This window comes from Roseibium sp., assembly GCF_965233565.1.
In the GTDB taxonomy this organism is placed as follows: Bacteria; Pseudomonadota; Alphaproteobacteria; order Rhizobiales; family Stappiaceae; genus Roseibium.
Map to the genome: position 1 here is coordinate 4708658 of NZ_OZ247494.1, position 21843 is coordinate 4730500.

The 21843-nt window shown below is 60.9% G+C and carries 21 protein-coding genes and 1 riboswitch; of the genes, 15 read left to right on the forward strand and 6 right to left on the reverse strand.

Annotated elements, in window-relative coordinates:
- Positions 1–16 precede the first annotated feature (16 nt).
- The 4 genes from ACO6TG_RS21485 (at position 17) to ACO6TG_RS21500 (ending at position 2787) form a co-directional block, all read left to right on the forward strand.
- Complete coding sequence (locus tag ACO6TG_RS21485) at positions 17–613, forward strand: cytochrome c oxidase assembly protein (protein ID WP_422378930.1); 597 nt, start codon at positions 17–19, stop codon at positions 611–613.
- 51 nt (positions 614–664) lie between these two features.
- On the forward strand, positions 665–1552 hold the full coding sequence (locus ACO6TG_RS21490) for a cytochrome c oxidase subunit 3 (protein ID WP_422375069.1): 888 nt from the start codon (positions 665–667) through the stop codon (positions 1550–1552).
- Positions 1553–1633: 81 nt separating this feature from the next.
- Positions 1634–2020, forward strand: a complete 387-nt coding sequence (locus ACO6TG_RS21495) for a DUF983 domain-containing protein (RefSeq protein ID WP_422375070.1) — start codon at positions 1634–1636, stop codon at positions 2018–2020.
- Entirely contained in the window at positions 2017–2787 is a 771-nt protein-coding gene (locus ACO6TG_RS21500; RefSeq protein ID WP_422375071.1) for an SURF1 family protein, read from the forward strand. Before ACO6TG_RS21495 ends, ACO6TG_RS21500 begins: the two co-directional genes overlap by 4 nt.
- A 111-nt stretch (positions 2788–2898) precedes the next feature.
- Here the strand turns inward: ACO6TG_RS21500 and ACO6TG_RS21505 are convergent, their stop codons facing one another.
- Together ACO6TG_RS21505 and ACO6TG_RS21510 are read right to left on the reverse strand one after the other, a co-directional pair.
- Entirely contained in the window at positions 2899–3387 is a 489-nt protein-coding gene (locus ACO6TG_RS21505) for a peroxiredoxin (protein WP_094074122.1), read from the reverse strand.
- Between the two features lie 124 nt (positions 3388–3511).
- Positions 3512–4339 (reverse strand): protein-disulfide reductase DsbD domain-containing protein, encoded by an 828-nt coding sequence (locus tag ACO6TG_RS21510; RefSeq protein WP_422375072.1) that lies wholly within the window; start codon positions 4337–4339, stop codon positions 3512–3514.
- 182 nt (positions 4340–4521) lie between these two features.
- Between ACO6TG_RS21510 and ACO6TG_RS21515 the strand changes: the two genes are divergently transcribed.
- From ACO6TG_RS21515 to ACO6TG_RS21535, 5 genes are all read left to right on the forward strand, one after another.
- Entirely contained in the window at positions 4522–5118 is a 597-nt protein-coding gene (locus ACO6TG_RS21515) for a YqgE/AlgH family protein (RefSeq protein ID WP_422375073.1), read from the forward strand.
- A gap of 203 nt (positions 5119–5321) precedes the next feature.
- Entirely contained in the window at positions 5322–6728 is a 1407-nt protein-coding gene (gene thrC, locus ACO6TG_RS21520) for a threonine synthase (protein ID WP_422375074.1), read from the forward strand.
- 4 nt (positions 6729–6732) lie between these two features.
- Positions 6733–8022 carry a M16 family metallopeptidase gene (locus ACO6TG_RS21525; RefSeq protein WP_422375075.1) on the forward strand — a complete coding sequence of 430 codons (1290 nt, stop codon included), beginning with the start codon at positions 6733–6735 and terminating at the stop codon, positions 8020–8022.
- A 48-nt stretch (positions 8023–8070) separates the two neighbouring features.
- Positions 8071–8709, forward strand: coding sequence for a GNAT family N-acetyltransferase (locus ACO6TG_RS21530; protein WP_094074127.1), 639 nt, complete (start codon positions 8071–8073; stop codon positions 8707–8709).
- A 97-nt stretch (positions 8710–8806) separates the two neighbouring features.
- Entirely contained in the window at positions 8807–11656 is a 2850-nt protein-coding gene (locus ACO6TG_RS21535) for an EAL domain-containing protein (protein ID WP_422378931.1), read from the forward strand.
- 237 nt (positions 11657–11893) lie between these two features.
- Here ACO6TG_RS21535 and ACO6TG_RS21540 read toward each other — a convergent pair whose 3' ends face one another.
- Genes ACO6TG_RS21540 through ispH form a run of 4 tightly spaced genes read right to left on the reverse strand, consistent with a single transcriptional unit; the run spans position 11894 to position 15268 of the window.
- Entirely contained in the window at positions 11894–12817 is a 924-nt protein-coding gene (locus tag ACO6TG_RS21540) for a diacylglycerol/lipid kinase family protein (protein WP_422375076.1), read from the reverse strand.
- A gap of 33 nt (positions 12818–12850) precedes the next feature.
- Positions 12851–13303, reverse strand: coding sequence for a ribonuclease HI (gene rnhA / locus ACO6TG_RS21545; protein WP_422375077.1), 453 nt, complete (start codon positions 13301–13303; stop codon positions 12851–12853).
- On the reverse strand, positions 13300–14265 hold the full coding sequence (gene thrB / locus ACO6TG_RS21550) for a homoserine kinase (RefSeq protein WP_422375078.1): 966 nt from the start codon (positions 14263–14265) through the stop codon (positions 13300–13302). The genes rnhA and thrB overlap by 4 nt, the downstream gene beginning before the upstream one ends.
- Positions 14266–14269: 4 nt before the next feature.
- Positions 14270–15268: a 4-hydroxy-3-methylbut-2-enyl diphosphate reductase gene (ispH, locus tag ACO6TG_RS21555; protein WP_422375079.1), complete on the reverse strand. Its 999-nt coding sequence runs from the start codon at positions 15266–15268 to the stop codon at positions 14270–14272.
- 191 nt (positions 15269–15459) lie between these two features.
- On the opposite strand from ispH, the gene ACO6TG_RS21560 reads away from it, so the two are divergent.
- From ACO6TG_RS21560 to gcvPB, 6 genes are all read left to right on the forward strand, one after another.
- On the forward strand, positions 15460–16041 hold the full coding sequence (locus ACO6TG_RS21560; RefSeq protein ID WP_422375080.1) for a hypothetical protein: 582 nt from the start codon (positions 15460–15462) through the stop codon (positions 16039–16041).
- Between the two features lie 139 nt (positions 16042–16180).
- Positions 16181–16273, forward strand: a riboswitch (glycine riboswitch).
- Between the two features lie 182 nt (positions 16274–16455).
- Positions 16456–17607: a glycine cleavage system aminomethyltransferase GcvT gene (gene gcvT / locus ACO6TG_RS21565; RefSeq protein WP_422375081.1), complete on the forward strand. Its 1152-nt coding sequence runs from the start codon at positions 16456–16458 to the stop codon at positions 17605–17607.
- A gap of 28 nt (positions 17608–17635) precedes the next feature.
- Positions 17636–18007, forward strand: coding sequence for a glycine cleavage system protein GcvH (gene gcvH / locus ACO6TG_RS21570; RefSeq protein WP_422375082.1), 372 nt, complete (start codon positions 17636–17638; stop codon positions 18005–18007).
- Positions 18008–18010: 3 nt separating this feature from the next.
- Positions 18011–18496, forward strand: coding sequence for an OsmC family protein (locus tag ACO6TG_RS21575; RefSeq protein ID WP_422375083.1), 486 nt, complete (start codon positions 18011–18013; stop codon positions 18494–18496).
- A gap of 251 nt (positions 18497–18747) precedes the next feature.
- Complete coding sequence (gene gcvPA, locus ACO6TG_RS21580; protein ID WP_422375084.1) at positions 18748–20094, forward strand: aminomethyl-transferring glycine dehydrogenase subunit GcvPA; 1347 nt, start codon at positions 18748–18750, stop codon at positions 20092–20094.
- Positions 20091–21683 (forward strand): aminomethyl-transferring glycine dehydrogenase subunit GcvPB, encoded by a 1593-nt coding sequence (gene gcvPB, locus ACO6TG_RS21585; protein ID WP_422375085.1) that lies wholly within the window; start codon positions 20091–20093, stop codon positions 21681–21683. The genes gcvPA and gcvPB overlap by 4 nt, the downstream gene beginning before the upstream one ends.
- Positions 21684–21843: the final 160 nt, after the last annotated feature.

The window sequence follows — 21843 nt, forward strand, 5'->3', positions numbered from 1 at the left end:
GGATACCGTGACGGAGATGGATACCAGCAAGGATCTTGCCCGCCGCAACCGCAAGCTCGCGGTGACATGCGTCGGCATCTTTTCCCTGATGATCGGGGCCTCCTACGCCGCGGTCCCGCTCTATGATCTGTTCTGCCGTGTCACCGGATTCGGTGGGACGACCCAGGTGGCTGAAGCTGCCAGCGATGTCGTGATCGACCGCAAGATCACCGTGCGCTTTGACGGCAACGTCAACCACAGCCTGCCGTGGTCCTTCAAGCCGGAGCAGCGGTCCGTCACACTCAAGATGGGTGAAACCGCGCAGCTGGCCTATGTCGCGACCAATGTCAGCGACAACGTGACGGTCGGAACCTCGACGTTCAACGTGTCGCCGCCAACCGCCGGTGCCTACTTCAACAAGCTGGACTGCTTCTGCTTCACCGAGCAGGCGCTGGAAAGCGGTGAAACCGTCGAAATGCCGGTCGTCTTCTTCGTCGACCCGGAAATGGACAAGGATCCGGAGCTGAAATCAGTGAAGGAAATCACTTTGTCCTACACCTTCTTCCCGGTAGAACAACCGGAACGTCCTGTTGCAGCAAGGGCCGATGCGGCCGAAACTGAAACGAATTTGTAAGCGATTTGCACGGCAACGTGCATGAAATGACTGTCTTTGGGGAGCTTGCCGATGGCTGAGGCACATACCGCTAATCACGACTACCACCTGGTGGATCCAAGTCCGTGGCCGTTCATCGCATCCATTGGTGCATTCATCATGGCGCTTGGCGCCATCGGCTTCATGAAATACGCCAATGGCACGGACCTTACCTTTAACTTTGGCTTCCTCGGCAGTTACGACCTGACCGGCTGGGGCCTGTTTGCGGTCGGCCTGCTGATTGTCCTTTACGTGATGTTCGGCTGGTGGCGTGACACGGTTCGCGAATCGCTTGCCGGTCACCACACGCGCGTTGTCTCCCTGCATCTGCGCTATGGCATGCTGCTGTTCATCGCCTCCGAAGTGATGTTCTTCGTTGCCTGGTTCTGGGCCTATTTCGATGCAGCGCTCTATGCCGGCGAGGCAATCCAGTTCTCCCGCGTCGAGGCAACGGGCGGTCACTGGCCACCCGATGGCATTGCCACCTTCGATCCCTGGCACCTGCCGCTGCTCAACACCCTGATCCTGCTCTGCTCCGGCACCACTGTCACCTGGGCACACCACGCCTTGTTGCACAATGACCGCGAAGGCCTGAAATGGGGTCTGACGCTGACCGTTCTGCTCGGCATCCTGTTCTCATTCGTTCAGGCCTATGAGTATGGTCATGCTGCCTTCTCCTTCAGCGGCAACATCTACGGCGCGACTTTCTTCATGGCGACCGGGTTCCACGGCTTCCACGTGATTGTCGGCACGATCTTCCTGGTTGTGTGCCTGGTCCGTGCCATGATGGGCCAAATGACCGTCCAGAAGCATTTCGGCTTTGAAGCCGCTGCCTGGTACTGGCACTTCGTTGATGTTGTCTGGCTGTTCCTGTTCGTCTCGATCTACATCTGGGGCGCAGGCACACCGGCCGCTCACTAGGGACCTGCCCATTCGGCAGAACGACGCCCGGTCCGGTCAACGGACCGGGCGTTTTCACTTTTGAAGAAGGGATGTCGCAGGATGGAAGACAAGGCCCATTTCCCGCCGGTCAATCCGGTATCCGCGGGGCTGTCAGGCAAATGCCCGCGCTGCGGTCAGGGGAACCTGTTTGACGGCTTTCTGAGCGTGAAGAAGTCCTGCCTGTCCTGCGGTCTGGATTATTCCTTTGCCGATAGCGGCGACGGCCCGGCCGTCTTCGTGATCATGCTGGTTGGCTTTGTCATAGTTGGCCTCGTTCTTTTTGTGGAGCTCTCCTTCCAGCCGCCCATCTGGCTGCACATGCTGCTCTGGCTGCCGCTGACGGTTCTGCTGGCGGGCCTCGTCCTGCGTCCGCTCAAGGGCCTGATGATTGCGCTGCAGTTCCGCCACCAGGCGGAAGAGGGGCGTCTGGACGATGGTGCCGAATGACCCGTTCAGAAAACCAGGACAAGGCGCCCATGCGCAAACTTCTCTTTCCGACACTCGCGACTGCCGTGGCGCTTGCCATCCTGTTCAATCTGGGGTTCTGGCAGCTGGACCGGCTGGCCTGGAAGGAAAAGCTCATCGGCCAGGTAGAAGCCGGGGTGGCGGCGGCTCCTGTGGACGCCCCGGGGCCCTCGGCCTGGTCTGACCTGGCACTGGAAGACGACTACCGGCACGTGGCTTTGAGCGGCCGCTTTCTTGACGGGGCCGTCTATTATTATACGGCCCTCAACAAGCCGGCCGGAGCCATTGGTGGACCGGGACGACTGGTCTACGCGCCTTTCGAGATGGAGGAGGGCTGGGTTGTCCTGGTCAATCGCGGTTTCATACCACAGGATCTTGATCGGGCAGCGCGCCAACGGCTTGCAGAGCCACCAGACGGCACATTACGTCTCACGGGTTTGCTGCGCCTGAGCGAAAAACCAAACTGGACGACGCCGGCGCCGAGTGAGGGTCTCTGGTTTGCCCGCGATACGCAGGCCATGGGCGAGGCCCTGGATATCGCACCGGACAGACTTGCCCCCTATAGCATCGACCTTGATGTCGAATTCACGCCGGCGTCCGGTCTCCCGCAGGCCGGAGAGACCATTGTCCAGTTCAAGAACGACCATCTGGGTTACGCCCTGACCTGGTTCGGTCTGGCTGCAACGCTGATCGGCGTCTATCTGACCTACGCCGCCAGTGTTCTTTGGCCACGTCGGCGTGCGCAATAGACCGGGAAGGCCGGGCTCAACTGCGGATCGATACCGGGCGCTCTTGCTGTCATTTCCGACATGAAAAAGGGCCCCTGAGGGCCCTTCCTGCTAGATGCGGGCTGGAGCGGATCAGCCGAGTGCTTCCAGGATTGCCGCGGCGCCGGTCTTTGTAGCTTCGCCCGGGCTTTCTTCAACGGCGAGGAACGTGACTTCGCCGTCCTTGGCGATCAGGGCGAACCGCTGTGACCGCAGGTGACCGAAGATCGGTGCCGGCCCAAGGCCAAGCCCGGCCGCGTCGACGAAGCCAGCAGCTGTGTCGGACAGGAAAGTCACGCTGTCACCGGCATTCGAGGCTTTTTTCCAGGCGTCCATGACAAAGACGTCATTGACCGAGACCACGGCGATCTCGTCGACACCCTTGCCCTTGAGGGTTTCGGCATGTTCGACAAAGCCGGGCAGGTGGTTCATGTGGCAGGTCGGCGTGAACGCGCCCGGAACGCCGAATAGAACCACGGTCTTGCCGGCCGTCAGGTCGCCGGTTTTGAGTTCGCCGGGCCCGTCGCCGGTCATGATATTGAAAGTGGCCTCCGGAAGGCGGTCCCCAACCTTAAGTGTCATAGCAACAGTCCCTTGTCTGACCGGCTGCGCGAGAATGGCAGCCCGCAGCACAGATAGGGCGTTTGCCCGGGCGCGTCGAGAGAGTGCGAAGCAATTTCTGCGCGTGAAAGGAGAGCAAGACCGGTCAGCGAACCCAGTCCGGGTGGATGGGGACCAGATGTTCCACCGCTTGATCGCCGGCTGTCAGAACGAGCCTGAGGGTCTGATCCTCCCGTGTGGTGGCAAGCCCCTTGGTGGAGAGCGTCCAGACCGACGTGCCATTGGGGTCATCGGCGGGTTTCGGCAGACCGATAAAGGATCCTTCCGGCCCGGCCGCGAAGAGATCGGGTTCTGCAGCGCCGCCGGTTTCGGCCTCAATGCGAAGCGATCCGGACGGGTCCAGAGCCACCGAAGTTACCCGCAGCTGCTCGTGGCCAGCTGAGCCCTGAGGGGTGGGGACAGTGTCCAGATCCCGCTCGATCAGGCGTTCTGCCAGGGCGTCCCGCTCGCTTTGCGGACGGAGCTCCAGTGTCATGGTTGCATCGCCAGGAACACAGATATCGCTGCAAACACCGAAGAACAGATCCATGGACACGGAGACGGGCCGGGCCGCGTCCTCCGCTTCAATCCTAAGCGGCAGAACGATGCCGTCGTGATAGACGATCGATTCCGAAAAACCGTCGCTGTAGCGCTTCGGAGTCGGGTAGAGCACTTCCACGGCCTTCAGATTGGAACTGCCCTGAAAGGAAATTTGCGGCGGGATACCGGATTCGCCGGGGTGGCGCCAATAGGTGTGCCAGCCCGGTTCGAGCAGAAACTCCAGCCCGGCAAGATAATGGCCGCCCTCCGATGGACCGGCGGCAATCAGGCGGACGGCGCCCCCCTTCACTTCGGTCCAGTCGGTCATGGCAGCCAGAGCGGCGGCAGGCAGCAAGCTTACAAGCGCGACAAAGATGGCGGTCAGAATTTTCATGTCATCTTGCTACACGAGTTTCAGGCAAGCGTCATCGGCCAAGAAGGTTCTGGAGGGTCATAACCTTGTGACGGCGATGTGAAGACGAAAGACCGCTTGTCCCCAAAGAGCCGTTAACAAAGACTGGCAATGGGGTTATGCTTGAAGGCAGGCAGAGGGCGCCAACCAAGTACGAGGTACGCATGGCAGGAACCGAAGCAACAGACACCCTTGAGGGACAGTTTCTGATTGCAATGCCGAGCATGGCAGACAGCCGGTTCGAACATTCCGTGATTTACATGTGTTCGCATTCCGAGCAGGGCGCGATGGGCCTGGTGGTCAACCAGATCGCGCGACATCTCTCCCTGGAAGAACTGCTCATTCAACTGGATATCGTCAATGACGAGAGTGCCATTCGTCTTCCGCCGCAAATTCGTGACATGAATGTCCACAAGGGCGGGCCTGTCGAGGTCGAACGCGGCTTTGTGCTGCACAGCGACGACTTCATGCTCAACCAGTCCACGCTGAGTATCGACAACGGGATCTGCCTGACGGCAACCCTGGAAATCCTGCGCGCTCTGGCGCAAGGGGATGGCCCGACCCAGGCCATGCTTGCGCTTGGTTACGCCGGCTGGGGCCCCGGACAGCTCGAAACCGAGATCCAGTCCAATGGCTGGCTGACGGCACCCGCTGACCCGGACATTCTGTTCGACACCGATTCAGGCTCCAAATGGCACCGGGCGCTCGGATCGCTCGGCATCGATCCGGCCATGCTGTTCTCGGACGCGGGTCACGCCTAGGACTTTGCGCGGCGGCGCATTCCTGTTCCCCTACGGTCATCATTTTAGCCAAAAGCGACTTGCGCTTGAATGTTATGGCGCGTAAGTCGCATGAATGGCATGTATTGTTTCAAATCTGCCGGGTTTCAAGTAGTCTGAAGGTCTGGCCGACAGGCAGGGGGCGGCAAGCGTCCCGCAACGAACAAACAAAGGGAAGTTGCGCGGTGAAATACAGCAGCACGCGGGGAGAAGCCCCGGTTCTGGAATTTTCGGATGTCCTGCTACAGGGACTTGCGCGCGACGGTGGTCTCTATCTTCCTGAAACCTGGCCGCAATTCGATGCTGACACGATCGCTTCCTTTGCAGGCAAGTCCTACCAGGACGTTGCCCTGGAGGTCATCCGCCCGTTTGTCGGTGATGCGATTGCCGAAGATGTGCTGAATGGCATGATCGACGAAGCCTATGCCGGCTTCCGGCATCCGGCTGTGACGCCGTTGGTTCAGACCGGCGCGAATACATTCATCCTTGAACTGTTCCACGGCCCGACGCTGGCATTCAAGGACGTTGCCATGCAGCTGCTTGGCCGCATGATGGACCATGTCCTGAGCGAGCGCGGGCTGCGCGCGACCATTGTCGGCGCGACGTCCGGCGATACAGGTGGCGCCGCAATTGAAGCCTTCCGCGGCCGCGAGCGGACCGACATCTTCATCCTGTTTCCGGATGGGCGTGTCTCCAGTGTCCAGCGGCGCCAGATGACGACACCGACGGAAGATAATGTTCATGCGCTGGCCCTGACCGGCAACTTCGACGATTGCCAGGCGATCGTCAAAGGCATGTTCAACCATTTCTCTTTCCGTGACCGGGTGGCGCTCTCCGGGGTCAACTCGATCAACTGGGCGCGGATCCTGGCACAGATCGTTTATTACTTCGTGGCTGGTGCCGCGCTCGGCGCGCCGCATCGGAAAATCTCCTTCACGGTGCCGACCGGAAACTTCGGCGACATCTTTGCCGGCTATGCCGCCATGCAGATGGGGCTGCCGGTTGAAAAGCTCGTTGTTGCGACCAACGTCAATGACATCCTGGCGCGCACGCTGGAGACCGGACGCTACGAGAAGAAGGGTGTTACACCCACGATTTCCCCATCCATGGACATTCAGGTATCTTCCAATTTCGAACGGCTCTTGTCTGAAGTCTGTGGCCGTGACGGGGAGACGATCCGGCGTATGATGAACCAGCTGAACCAGTCGGGCAGCTTCGCCATCGATGCCGGGCCGCTTGAAGACATGCGGGCGGTCTTTGGGGCGGGCCGCTGCGACGAGGACGAAACAGCGGCAACCATTGCCGAGACCTGGCGCGAGGCAGGCTACCTTCTGGATCCGCATACGGCGATAGGGGTGCATGTCGCCAAGGCTCATGACGACGGATCGGCGCCGATGGTGGTGCTCGGAACGGCGCATCCGGCGAAATTCCCGGATGCCGTGGAAAAAGCCGCCGGGGTGCGGCCGGAACTGCCTGAAAACTTGAAAGACATGATGACTGCGGAGGAGCGTCAGCAGGTATTGGCTGCCGAGCAGGGTGTGGTGGAACATTTCATCGAAGAACACGCCCGGGCCGTCACCGCTGGGGTGTGACTATATGAATGTAAAAACAACGGTACTGGAAAACGGGATGACGGTCGTGACCGACCAGATGCCCTATCTGAAAACGGCGGCGCTTGGCGTCTGGGTGCGCACAGGCTCGCGCGCGGAGACCGTCGACCAGAATGGCATCACCCATCTTCTGGAACACATGGCTTTCAAGGGTACGAAGACCCGGACAGCGCGTGGCATTGCCGAAGAGATCGAAGCTGTCGGTGGGGAGCTCAACGCGTCCACCAGCATCGAACATACCAATTACTACGCTCGCATCCTGGCCGAAGACGCGCCGCTTGCCGTCGATATCCTGGCCGATATCCTGCAGAATTCGACCTTTGACGCGCAGGAACTGACCCGGGAACAGCACGTGATCCTTCAGGAGATCGGGGCTGCCAACGATTCCCCGGAAGATCAGGCTTTTGACCTCTTTCAGGAAACCGCTTGGCCGGATCAGGCCATCGGCCGGCCCATCCTGGGCACGCCGGACACGGTCCAGGGCTTCAACCGGGATGCGCTGAACACCTATCTTGGCGAACGGTACCGGGCGCCCGACATGGTTCTGGCAGCGGCAGGCGCAGTCGACCATGATGATCTCGTTGCGCTGGCGCGTGAAAAATTCGGCGGGTTCAGCGGTGAGAAGGCGGCGACGGAAGCGGCGGCCAACTATTGCGGCGGTGAGACGCTTCGGCCGAAGGAACTGATGGAAGCCCAGGTGCTGATCGGTTTCGAAGGCCGGCCTTACAAGTCTCAGGACTATTATGCGATCCAGATCCTTGCCTCCGTGCTGGGCGGTGGCATGTCTTCCAGGCTGTTCCAGGAAATCCGGGAAAAGCACGGTCTGTGTTACGCCATCTACAGCTTCCACTGGGCATTTTCCGACACTGGTCTTTTCGGTCTGCACGCGGCCACCAGCCAGGAAGACCTTGGCGCCCTGATGCCGATGATTGTCGGCGAACTGATTTCGGCGACGCAAACGATCACGGATGAAGAGGTCGCCCGTTCGCGCGCCCAGATCCGTGCAGGCCTGATGATGGCGCTCGAGAGCCCGGCCGCCCGGGCCGGTCAGATCGCCCGTCAGATCCTTGTTCATGGCCGGGTGCTTGATCCGGACGAGATTTCCAGCAAGATCGAAGCCGTGACCGCGGCGGATCTGCGTCGGGTCGCTCAGGAAACATTTGTGGGAACCGAGCCGACCCTGACTGCGATCGGCCCGGTTGAGGGTATCATGACCAGAAGCGAACTCGCGGACCGCCTGCAGCAAGGCCCTGTTCTGCGGGCAGCATCCATGTAAGATCCGTGCACGTCGCAACGGATCCTTGAAAAGGCGGAGAGCGGGGGCATGGCGCTGCTACGTCCGGGAGCATCACCAGATGCCGAATTGCTGATCGAGGCGGGCGGATACTATCTGCGCCCGCCGATCATGTATGACTTCAAGCCCTGGGCCGCTCTGCGCGAGGAAAGCCGGACGTTTCTCAAACCGTGGGAGCCGCTTTGGCCCTCCGACGATCTGACCAAGACCGGGTTTCGCCGGCGACTGCGCCGGTATGCCAGGGACCGGAAGGAAGGCCGGAGCCTGTCGTTTCTGCTGTTCCGGGCGAAGACGGATGAAATACTCGGCGGGCTGACCCTCAGCAACATCCGCCGCGGTGTCAGCCAGACTGCGACACTTGGCTACTGGATGGGCGAACGCCATTCGGGAAAAGGACACATGTCGGCAGCCGTCGCCATGATCCTGCCGTTTTGTTTCGACGTTCTGAACCTTCACCGCATCGAGGCGGCCTGTTTGCCGACAAACATGCCGTCCATCCGTCTCCTCGAAAATGCCGGGTTTCAGCGGGAAGGCTATGCGCGCAACTATCTGTTGATTAACGGGTCCTGGCAGGATCATCTGCTGTTTGCCTGTTTGGCGGAAGACCATGCGTCGCGGCCCGCAAAAGTCGCTCCGAGCGTCGAGGGAATCTTGAAAGAATTCTTGTGACATGCGCCACAACCCGGTAGTTCTTCGCCTCATGTCATTTCTGAGACCGGATACTGCCCGCAACGTGCTGGCCAAAGTCGTTATTGCCATGTCGCTTATGGTGGTGATGCTGGCTGCGGCACTGCCCGCCAGGGCACTTGAACCGATCCCCGTGCCGATCGATATCGAGGCGCTCGATATCACCAATTCCGTTGAGTTTCACCGGGATGCCGGCACGCGTCTCCAGGTCTCCACAGCCCCCGGTGCGGATGGCATCGTCCGCCGCATCGAGGTGCCCTCGCGCGATGGCGCCAATACCAACTGGGTGGTCTTTGCGCTGGCCAACACCAGCGACAACCAGATCGACCGCTTGATCGTTGCCCCCAATTACAAGCTGGTCGGCTCGGATCTGTTCTGGCCAGACCTCGGCTCTTCCCGCATTGCGGCGATCACGCCCAGCCAGGGCATCGCGCCGGAACGGCAAAAGAGCCTGGAAGCCGATGTCTTTCTGGTGACGCTCGATCCGGGATCGATTGTCACTTTCGTGGCCGAGCTGACGACACCCAATCTGCCGGAAATCCGGATCTGGGAACCGGACGTCTATGAGGAAACGGTCAACGCCTATACGCTTTACCGGGGCATTATCCTGGGCATTTCCGGCCTCCTGGCGCTATTTCTGACCATCTTGTTCGTGGTCAAGGGAACGGTGATGTTTCCCGCGACAGCAGCTCTTGCCTGGTCGGTCCTGGCCTATTTATGCATCGATTTCGGCTTCTGGGGCATGGTCTTCAATCTGGAAGGCGGCGGCAGTCAGCTGGCAAGGGCCTGCGCCGAAGTCATGCTGGCGGCCAGCTTGATCATCTTCCTCTATGCCTATCTCAACCTCAATCGCTGGAACATCCACTATTCCCATCTGGCACTGACCACCTTGATCCTGATCCTTGGTCTTCTCGGGGTCGCAGTCTGGGATCCGTCGGTTGCCTCCGGCATTGCCCGTTTGTCGCTAGCCGTCATCGGTCTGCTCGGTTTCGTCACCATCGCCGTCCTGGCCTTCCAGCACTATGACCGGGCAATCCTGCTGATCCCGACCTGGTGTCTCCTGATCGCCTGGCTGGTGGGCGCGGCGATGACGATTACCGGTTATCTCTCCAACGACATCGTCCAGCCGGCGCTTGGCGGCGGTCTCGTTTTGATCGTCCTGCTGATCGGCTTCACGGTGATGCAGCACGCCTTTGCCGGCGGCGCGATCGCCCAAGGCCTGATTTCCGACATCGAACGCAAGGCGCTGGCGCTGACGGGGGCAGGCGATATCATCTGGGACTGGGACATCGACCGCGACCGTATCTACACGGGCAACGAGGTCGAGGATCTGCTCAACCTGAAACGCGGCACGCTCGAAGGTCCCGCGAGGGACTGGCTCGACATCTTGCATCCGCAGGACAGGGACCGGTTCCGGGCGACGCTCGATGCTGTGATCGACCAGCGGCGCGGCAAGGTCATGCAGACGTTCCGGCTGCGCTCCGAAGACGGGCATTTCCGCTGGTTCCGCCTGCGCGCCCGGCCGATCATCGGGTCCGATGGCGAAGTGATCCGCTGCGTCGGTACGCTGCTTGACGTGACCGAGGAGCGCACCGCCGAAGAACGCCTGTTGCATGATGCCGTCCACGACAATCTGACCGGCCTGCCGAACCGGGAGCTGTTCGTCGACCGCCTGCGCACCAGCGTGGTGCGCGCCAAGGCGGAAGAGACGGCCAAGCCGACGATCCTGGTGCTCAATCTCGACCGGTTCAAACAGGTCAATGACAGCATCGGCCTGTCGGCTGGCGACAGTATTCTGCTCACCGTAGCCCGGCGTCTCGGCCGCCTGATCGGTCAGCAGGACACGCTTGGCCGCCTGTCGGGCGACCAATATGGCCTGGTGCTTCTGTCTGAACAGGAACCGGACCGGATCGTTGCGCTGGCAGATGCCCTGCGCAAGGCGGTCAGGGCGCCGATCACTTTCGGCGACCGAGAGATTTTCCTGACCTGCTCCGTCGGTATCGCCTTTTACGAAGGCGGCAAGCAGGGCGTGGAGGACATGCTCACCAATGCCGAGATCGCACTGAACCATGCCAAGCGCCTCGGCGGGGACCGCCAGGAAGTGTTCCGACCGATCCTGCGCCCGCTCGACAAGAACATTGTCGACCTGGAAGCCGACCTGCGCGAGGCGATCAAGAAGGAAACGCTTGGTGTTTTCTTCCAGCCGATCATACGTCTGGAGGACCAGGCGGTTGCCGGTTTCGAGGTTCTGGCCCGCTGGAGCCATCCGAAACGCGGCAAGATTTCTCCCTCGGAATTCATTCCCGTCGCGGAACAGTCCGGCCTGATCAACGAGCTTGGCATGTACATGCTCGACAAGGGCGCGCAGCAGCTTGCCTTCTGGCAGCGTGAATTCCCGTTGCCGCGGCCGCTTTTTGCCTCGGTCAACCTGTCGTCCCGCCAGCTTCTGAAACAGGACCTGATCAATGATGTGAAGGCAGTTCTGTCACGCACATCGGTGGTGCCGGGAACGCTGAAGCTGGAACTGACCGAGTCTCTGGTCATGTCCAATCCGGAATATTCCGCCAAGGTGTTGGAACGCCTGCGCGGCCTTGGGGCAGGCCTGTCGCTGGACGATTTCGGCACAGGTCATTCGTCGCTGTCCTATCTGCAGCGTTTCCCGTTCGACACGATCAAGATCGACCAGTCCTTCGTGAAGCCGAACAGTTCGTCCGCGCGGCCTGTCCTGCTGAGAACCATGGTGGCCATGGGGCACGATCTCGGCATGTCGGTGGTAGCGGAAGGCGCGGAGAGCGAAAACGACGCCCTGGAACTCTACCAGCTCGGCTGCGAATACGCACAGGGCTTCTTCTTCGGCGAGGCCATGTCCGCCAACGAAGCCACGAGGCTCCTGCGCAAGATGCCGGCAGAGACCGCGGAAACGGCTTGAGTTAGATTACGGTGCTCTAGTGGTCCAGAGAGCCAGCGTATTTGCCGACAACGACCACCTGTTATACGTCATCCCATGGCTTGACCATGGGAACCAATCCGTTTCCCTTCCAATCGCTTGGGCGTCGCTTGGCCGTCGCTGGGGCAAGGCAACGGCATGGATTGCAGGATAAAACCCTGCAATGGCGAGGAGAGCGGAGTCAGTCGAGATTACGAATTTCTTGCAACTGGCTGCCCCTCAGGGCACCAGGATCGGCACTGTCTTGTCCGTCTGCCGTATTTCCAGCGGCGTGGCGCCGAAGGGGTCGCCGTCGACCTGGGCGGCCACATGATCTTTTGCCGAAATGCGCGCGCGCTGGAACGGTGTGACGGACGCACCGCGCGCCTTGTGGATCCGTCCGAGCAAAAGGGCAATGCCGTAACAGAAGGACGACCACGGATCGTCTCTTTCCAGCACCAGCATGTGCAAACCGGGATCCGTGGCGCCGCCCGGACAGATGACAAATGGTCCGCCATAGTGGCGGGCATTGCTGGCAACAGCGAACTTCCCTGCCAGGCAGGCACCGTCCAGCTCGATCTTGAGCTCAGCGCTCTTGCGTCGGAGACCGGTCTTGAGCGCGGTGATGACATAGGCAAGCTTGCCGAAGCGCCGTTTCAAGGTCAGCGGTACGGCATGCACGACCTCGGCATCAAAGCCGGTTGACGCCATCAGCACGAAGGGACGCCCGTTGGCCAAGCCGAAATGAAGCGGCCGGGTCTTGCCCTGAAAGATCAACTCGGCGATCGCTCTTGGATTGCGCGGCAGGCCCAGTTCCAGAGCCAGCACATTGGCGGTCCCGAAGGGAATGACGGCGAGCTGCGGCGGGTCGGGATGATCCTGAAAACCGGTCAGTGCCTCGTTGATCGAGCCGTCACCGCCCGCGATGACAAGGGTCCGGACGCACAGGTCCGGATCTGAGCACAGTTCGCCGATTTCGCCCGCATGCCGTGTCAGCCGGATTTCCGTTTTGCAGCCAAGGTCTTCCAGACGTCTTCGGACGTCGTCCAGAAACTCGGCGTTGTAGCCGCCCGATGTCGGGTTGGCCATGATCAGCACCTTTCCCGCAAGATCGGGCATGATCATGCGCGGTGAAGCCGGACCGGAACGCCAGAAAAGTCTCACTCAGTTCCCTCTGCTTACAGACAGGATCCTTGGTTATCCGCCGCCCTTATAAGGGGCCATACCAGCGCGCGCCAGCTCATCTGCACGTTCATTGTCCGGATGGCCCGCATGGCCCTTGACCCAGTGCCAGGTGACGTCGTGGCGTTCCCTCGCTGCGTCAAGGGCTTGCCACAGGTCGGCGTTTTTCACAGGTTTGTTCTGCGAGGTGCGCCAGTTCTTCCGTTTCCAGCCCGCAAGCCACTCGCGAATGCCGCTGCGCACATAGGTGCTGTCCGTGTAGAGGTCGATCGCGCAGGGACGCTTGAGCGCTTTGAGCGCCTCGATCGCAGCGGTCAGTTCCATGCGGTTGTTCGTGGTTTCCGCTTCTCCGCCCTGGAGTTCCTTCTCGTGCGCACCGAAGCGCAGGATGACCCCCCAGCCACCGGGACCCGGATTGCCGGAACAGGCGCCGTCTGTATAGATCGTGACGCGGTTGTCGTCGCTCATCGGGCCAATCCGTAGGCTTCTGCCGACTGAACGCTCTGGTGAAAGCGCAGCTTCTTGACGTATTCCATGGGGTCTTTCGGGGTTACCAGTGCACCTTCCGGCACACTCAGCCAGTCGTAAAGCCGGGTCAGCAGGAAACGCAGAGCCGCCCCGCGGCACAGGGTCGGCAATGCATCATATTCAGCAGGTGTGAGCGGCCGCACGGCGCTGTAGCCCTTCAGAAGGGCCTTGGCCTTGGTGACATTGAAGGACAGGTCCTGTTCGAAACACCAGGCGTTCAGGCAGATCGCAACGTCATAGGCAAAGGCATCGTTGCAGGCGAAATAGAAATCGATCAGGCCGGACAGTTCGTTGCCTAGGAAAAAGACGTTGTCCGGAAAAAGGTCGGCGTGAATGACCCCGGAGGGAAGGTCGCCGGGCCAGACCTTCTCCAGATGATCGAGTTCCTGTCCGATCTCTGCGCCAAGGCCTTCCAGCACCGTGTCACTGCGCGCGCCACACTGGTCGAACAGCGGTCGCCAGCCACTGACATCAAGCGCATTCCTGCGGACCCCGTCATAGTCCGAGCCGTCAATATGGAGTTCGGCCATGGCCTTGCCGAGTTCGGCGCAATGGTCGGCGCGCGGACGTTTGACCCACATGCCTTCCAGAAAGGTTACGAGGGCGGCGGGACGGCCTGCCAGTGTGCCAAGCAGGTCGCCAGAGCGCGAGGCCACCGGTGTCGGGCACGACAGGCCCTTGCCGGCCAGATGTTGCAGGAGATTGAGAAAATAGGGCAGGTCGTCCGGATTTACGCGCTTTTCATAAAGCGTCAGGATGAACGAGGCCTTGTCCGTGTGAACGAGAAAGTTGCTGTTCTCGACGCCTTCGGCAATGCCCTTGAAAGACAACAGCCGGCCAACATCATAACCGCCGATGAAGTCGTTGAGTTCCTCATCGGTCACTTCGGTGTAAACAGCCATGGCGTTATCCGTTGGCCGCCCTGGTGGAAACGGTCACGTCTCGCAGCTCCCGCGGCAGGTTGAAGGCAATCGTCTCTTCGGCGGTGCGTACCGTCTCGACCGTGACGTCAAAACGTTCCGCAAACGCGCCGATGATTTCCTCTACCAGAGTCTCGGGCGCAGATGCACCTGCTGTCAGGCCGAGGGAGCTGATTCCTTCGAAATCCTGCCACGAAATGTCGCTTGCGCGCTGGATCAGAGCCGACGTTTTGCATCCGGCCCGTTCAGCGACTTCCCGCAATCGCTGGGAATTGGATGAATTCGGCGCGCCGACAACGATCATCGCATCGACTTCCGGGGCTACCGCCTTGACCGCTTCCTGGCGGTTTGTGGTGGCGTAGCAGATGTCTTCCTTGTGCGGCGCGACGATTTCCGGAAAGCGTTCCTGGAGCGCCGCGACGATACCGGCGGTGTCGTCCACCGAGAGGGTGGTCTGGGTAATATAAGCCAGTGGCCGGTCAGATTTGGGTGTGAACGATCTTGCGTCGTCCTCGGTTTCGATCAGGGTGACAGTGCCCTCAGGAAGCTGCCCCATCGTGCCGATGACTTCAGGATGCCCGGCATGGCCGATCAGCAGCACTTCTCGGTCGCGCCGAAAGTGGATCTCGGCCTCCTTGTGGACCTTTGAGACAAGCGGGCAGGTCGCATCCAGGAAAAACATGTTGCGGGCTTCCGCATCCGCAGGAACGGACTTCGGCACACCATGGGCCGAGAAGATCACCGGCCGGCTGGCATCTTCAGCCGGAATTTCTTCCAGCTCTTCGACGAAGATGGCACCTTTGGCTTTCAGGCCGTCGACCACGAACTTGTTGTGCACGATCTCGTGGCGCACATAGACGGGACGGCCGTATTTTTCCAGTGCAAGTTCAACGATCTGGATCGCCCGATCCACACCGGCGCAGAATCCGCGCGGAGCGCAGAGCCGGATGGTCAGGGTAGGATGCTCTTGTCTTGTCTCGGTCATGGATGCTTTCGACATTCGTTCTTGACGCTATAAGGGCAGGCAGGCTGCTTCTGTCAAGGGAGGCGCGGCGAACTGCGCACCAATTCAGCCACATTCGGCTGGTTCAAGGTTTGCATTGAACAAGTCTCGCCAAGCAATTCGGCAGCTGCTATGAAGCTCCGCCGTAATGTGTGCATGAATATGGATAGACGATGAGCAGTGCGATTCCCGCCGTCACCGGCAGAAACCTGAAGGCAATTGTGACCGTGGGCCTTTTGACGGCAGCACTGGCGGGATGCGGGAGCGCCGACGGCGTCGCCGGCAAGATCATCGCGGGCGGCCAGGAACCCATCGAGATTTCGCCGGACACGTTCGGACCTCCGGTCCCTTGTCCTCCCCTGCAGCTGAAGTCGAATACGTTCCTGATCACGAAGCATGTGCGCGGCAAGGACAATGATCCTCAAGGCCTGCTTTATCAGGCGACGATCGAGGACTGGGCCAATACCTGCACGCAGGAACCAGACGGGTCCAGACGGGTCAAGATCGGCCTTTCCGGGGATGTGACGACAGGTCCGGCCTGGAAGGGCGGTGAGGTCGTTCTGCCGATCCGGGTTGCAATCATGCCAGGTGGGAGTGACGCCAAACCCCTTTCCTCGGAGTTGCTCAAGGTGCCGGTCACGCTGGGGGCCGGGGCGCCGAGCGAAACGTGGACGCTGATCGAAAACAAGTTCGTCATTCCGGCGGGAGCCAGCGTGAAGATCGTGTTCGGTTTCGACGAAGGCCGCCGTCGTTGAGCGTGATGTTGTCCCGGACTTGAACAGGCCGTCTTGACAAAACGACTTGTCGGACATGTCGCATATTGACAAGAGCATGTCCGGCTCTCACAATCGCGTCCCAGTCGGGGTCGTCCCCCGATTGGCGTGGCAACATGCTTGCGCATGTGCGGGAGAGGCCGGGTGAAAGGATACCGGCGCCGAAGGAGCAACCGCCCCGGAAACTCTCAGGCAGAAGGACCGCACAGGCCAAAACGCTCTGGAAAGCAGTGCTCCGCACAGTCGTTTCGCGGACTGCTCACCGAAGGAGTAACCGGAAGGCGCGACGCGCCTGAAGGGAAATCTCTCAGGTACTCGGACAGAGGGGGTGCAGACAGACCTGGGTCTTTTGAAGGCCGGTCTGGGACTGCGCAACCCCGAACACGAGGACCGTTCATGGCGGAACCCGTTGCAGAGACAGATCTGAAACAAACGCCTCTTCACGACCTTCATGTCGAGCTTGGCGCCCGCATGGTGCCGTTCGCCGGTTATGCCATGCCGGTGCAGTACAAGGCCGGCATCATGGCCGAGCACCAGCAGACGCGCACCCGGGCGGGCCTGTTCGACGTGTCCCATATGGGACAGGCGATCCTGGTTGGGCCGGATCACGAGACCACCGCGCGTGCGCTTGAGGCAATGACCCCCTCAAACTTTGTGGAACTCGGCCTTGGACGGCAGCGCTACACCGTTTTGTTGAATTCCGAAGGCGGCATCATCGACGACCTGATGGTGACCCGTTCGGTCTCCGAAGAAGATGACGGCCGACTGATGCTGGTCGTCAATGCGTCGCGCAAGGATGTCGATTACGCCCACTTCCGGCAGAACCTTCCTGAAAACGTGCGCCTGGAAGTGGTTGAAGACCGCGCCCTGATCGCCGTCCAGGGGCCGGAAGCCGTGGCAGCGGTTGCCGCACATGCGCCGAAGGCGGCCGACCTGGCCTTCATGTCCGCGTCTTCCATGGAATTTGACGGCATCGACTGTCACATCGCCCGTGCCGGCTACACCGGTGAGGACGGCGTCGAAATGTCCGTTCCTGCCGGTGCTGCCGAGGCAATCGCCCGGGCACTGCTCGCTGATGAGCGTGTCGAGCCGATCGGCCTTGGTGCCCGTGACAGCCTGCGCCTTGAGGCGGGTCTTTGCCTTTATGGCCATGACATTGACGAGACGACGTCCCCGGTGGAAGGCGCGATCACGTTCTGCATGCAGAAACGCCGCCGCGAAGAAGGCGGATTTCCCGGAGCAGACCGGATCCAGCGCGAACTTGCAGACGGACCGGGCCGCGTTCGTGTGGGACTTCGTCTCGACGGCAAGGCGCCTGCCCGGGAAGGGGCTGAAATCGCTCTTCCCGATGGACCGGTGATCGGCACGGTAACGTCAGGCGGATTTGCACCGACCGTCGGAGCCCCGATCGCGATGGGATACGTGCCTGCAGAACATGCTGCAGCCGGTACCGCGCTGGAGCTGGTTGTGCGTGGCCGTCGTCTGCCGGCGACAGTTGCCGATATGCCTTTCGTGCCGAACCGCTACTACCGCAAACCAAAAGCTTGAGTCTTTCCAGAAAACGGACGTGAAACACATGACAACTTACTATTCCAAGGACCACGAGTGGATTTCCGTTGACGGCGATGTCGCGACCATCGGCATCACCGGCTATGCCCAGGAGCAGCTTGGCGACGTCGTTTACGTTGAACTGCCGGAAGCCGGCAAATCCCTGTCCCAGGGCGACGAAGCGGCTGTGGTTGAATCGGTCAAGGCTGCCAGTGAAGTCTATGCGCCGATCGACGGCGAAGTGGTTGAGGCAAATGACGCTCTGACGGACGAACCCGCCAAGGTCAACGAAGATCCGGAAGGGGCTGCCTGGTTCCTGAAGATGAAGGTTGGCAATTCGGGTCAGCTTTCCGACCTGTTGGACGAAGCCGCCTACAAGGCCTACGTGGAGACGCTTTAATCCATGGCGGGGCATTACTACACGGCACAGATCGAGTGGGCGGTTGACGGCGATTATGCCGGCAATGCCTATTCACGCGGCCATATCTGGCGTTTCGACGGCGGGCTGGAAGTTCCCGCCAGCTCGTCTCCCACCGTGGTGCCCCTGCCGCACTCCATTGAAGCCGCCGTCGATCCGGAAGAAGCTTTTGTGGCAGCGATTTCCTCCTGCCACATGATGTCTTTCCTGGATCTCGCCCGGCGGGCGAACTTCGTTGTCTCCAGTTACCGCGACAATGCCTATGGCGAGTTGAGCCGCGTCGCCCGCGGCAAGATGGCCATCACAAAGGTGGTGCTGAGACCCGAAGTCACGCTCGTTGCAAGCGAGGAACCGGACCCGACCTGGCTGACCGACCTGCACGAAAAGGCACATGAAGTCTGCTTCATCGCCAATTCGGTGAATTGCGAGATCAAGATGGAGCCCGAACCGCTCCGTCTGGTCGCGCCGTAACGAAACGGAGCAGTAGGACAGCGGAAATTTCCGTGTCACCCCGGACGAAGCGCAGCTGAGATCCGGGGCCTACTTGCCCATCAAGCGGCCGCAGCGATTTTCGCCCAGAACTGCGAAATGCTGTCCGGCCCGGATCAAATGAACCGCTCAGCGAACGAGTGGGTCCCGGCTCGGCTCTGCGCCTGGCCAGGAAGACACCGGTGACATCCGGTCTCGTTTGCAAAGCATCTCAAACCCATGGGAGCTGCCTGATGCGCTACCTGCCTTTGAATGATACCGACCGCAGCGACATGCTCGCGCGGATCGGCGTCAACTCGATCGATGACCTGTTTGCGGACATTCCGGAAAATGTCCGCATGAAGGAATTGCTGGACCTGCCGAAACGGGCCAGCGAAATGGAAGTGGAGCGCAAGCTCTCGGCCATGGCCGCGAAAAACACCTCGGCCGGCTCCGTGCCGTTCTTCGTCGGCGCCGGCGCCTACAAGCACCACGTGCCGGCGACCGTGGATCACCTGATCCAGCGGTCCGAGTTCCTGACGTCCTATACGCCGTACCAGCCGGAAATTACGCAGGGCACGCTTCAGTACCTGTTCGAGTTCCAGACCCAGGTCGCGCGCCTGACCGCCATGGATGTTGCCAACGCCTCCATGTATGACGGTTCTACCGGCACCGGCGAAGCCGTGCTGATGGCGCACAGGGTCACCAAGCGCAACAAGGCGGTGCTGTCCGGCGGACTGCATCCGCAGTACCGGGAAGTGGTGGAAGGCCTGTCCCACATGGCCGGCGACCGGGTTGTCAGCCTGCCGGCCGATCCGAACGGCACCGAGGACATCCTCTCCCAGATCGACGACGAGACCTCCTGTGTCGTGGTTCAGTCGCCGTCCTTCTACGGCCAGATGATCGATCTGAAGCCGATCGCCGAAAAGGCCCATCAGCACAAGGCACTGTTGATTGCCGTCTTTACCGAAGTGGTGTCCCTCGGCCTGATCGAGCCTCCGGGAACGCAGGGCGCGGACATCGTGGTCGGCGAAGGCCAGTCCATCGGCAACGGCCTCAATTTCGGCGGACCTTACGTCGGCCTCTTCGCCACCCGCCAGAAATATGTCCGCCAGATGCCGGGCCGTCTCTGCGGGGAGACCGTCGATGCCGAAGGCAAGCGCGGTTACGTGCTGACACTCTCGACCCGTGAGCAGCACATCCGCCGCGACAAGGCGACGTCCAACATCTGCACCAATTCCGGACTGTGTTGCCTGGCCTTCACCATCCATATGTCGCTGCTGGGGCAGGCGGGCCTGACGAAACTGGCGCGCATCAACCACGGCAATGCGGTCAAGCTGAAGAAGCTCTTGGCCGGCGTTCCGGGTGTCGATGTGCTGAACAAGGCCTATTTCAACGAGTTCACCATTTCCCTGCCGAAGGCGGCAGAAGGTGTCGTCGAACAGCTCGCCGAGCACGGTGTCCTGGCAGGTCTGCCGGTGTCGCGTCTGGAGCCGGGCAACAAGGATCTGGAAAACCTGCTGGTCGTTGCCTCGACCGAAGTCAACACGGATGAAGATCGCGCAGCCTTTGCTGGCGCGCTGAAGGAGGTGCTGGCATGAGCATGAACACGCAAGGCCGCCCGACCGCTGCGGGCGACGCGGGTGACAGCTTCCGCCCGAAGACGTTCACTGGCAATCGCGGTCTCGACATGGAAGAGCCGCTGATCTTTGAAGCCGGCTCGCTGGAAACCACCGGTGTGGATCTCGACGAGGACGAAGGTGCAGACTTCGAACTCGGCGGATTTGAACGCAAGGGCGAAATTGGCCTGCCGGGTCTCGCAGAGCCGGAAGCGATGCGCCATTACGTGCGCCTGTCGCGGAACAACTATGCAATCGACAGCGGGCTTTATCCGCTCGGTTCCTGCACGATGAAGCACAATCCGCGGCTCAACGAGAAGATGGCCCGCCTGCCCGGCTTCGGCGACATCCATCCGCTCCAGCCGGTTTCCTCCGTCCCGGGCGCGCTGGAACTGATCGACGAGCTGGCTCACTGGCTGATGGTCTCCACCCACATGGCCGCTGTGGCCATGAGCCCGAAGGCCGGTGCCCATGGTGAACTTTGCGGCATGATGGCCATCAAGGCAGCGCACACGGCCGCCGGCCGCAGCCCGGAGATCGTGCTGGTGCCTGAAAGCGCTCACGGCACCAACCCGGCAACGGCTGCACTGCTCGGCTACAAGGTGGTCAATATCGATGCCAAGGACGACGGCACAGTCGATCTTGAGGCGCTGAAAAGCACCATTGCGGCGCATGAAGGCAACATCGCCGGCATCATGCTGACCAACCCGAACACCTGCGGGCTGTTCGAACGCGAGGTCAAGCAGATCGCCGACCTGATCCATGCGGCGGACGCCTATTTCTACTGCGACGGTGCCAACTTCAACGCCATCGTCGGCAAGGCCCGCCCAGGCGATCTTGGCGTCGATGCCATGCATATCAACCTGCACAAGACCTTCTCGACGCCCCATGGCGGCGGCGGCCCGGGTTCCGGTCCAGTGGTCCTGTCCGAACGCCTGGCACCTTTCGCGCCGCTGCCGTTCATCCGCCGGACCAATGACGGCCTTGAACTGGTCGAGACCGAGGAAGCGACATCGGAGGGTGAGCAGCCCTTTGGCCGCATGACCGCGTTCCACGGCCAGATGGGCATGTATGTCCGGGCCCTGTCCTACATGATGAGCCACGGGTCCGATGGTCTGAAACAGGCCTCCGAGGACGCGGTGCTGAACGCCAACTATGTGCGTGTCGGCCTGCAGGACCTGATGAGCCTGCCCTTCGGCGAGCGCCCCTGCATGCATGAGGTTCTGTTTGATGACAGCTTCCTCAAGGACACCGGCGTGACCACGCTCGACTTCGCCAAGGCGATGATCGACGAGGGCTATCACCCGATGACCATGTATTTCCCGCTGGTGGTGCATGGCGCGATGCTGATCGAACCGACGGAGTCGGAAAGCCGGGCTGCGCTCGATCTTTTCGTCGCCACCATGCGCGATCTGGTCATGAGCGCCAAGCGGGGCGAAACCCAGCGCTTTTCCGGGGCACCTTATCTGGCCCCGCGCCGCCGTCTCGACGAAACCGGCGCCGCCCGCAAGCCGGTGCTCAGCTGGAGCGAACCGGAGCCGGCGGAAGTCACTCCGGCGGCCGCCGAATAAGCGGTTTCTGCGATTGATCACCAAGATTGAAAACCCCGGCTTTGGCCGGGGTTTTTGTTTGTTTATTCGATTTCCTGGTCCCTTCCATCGTCATCCCGGGTCACGCTTCGCTTGGCCGGGATGACGAACCGAAAGCAGGAAATTGGAAAGTCATATTGAC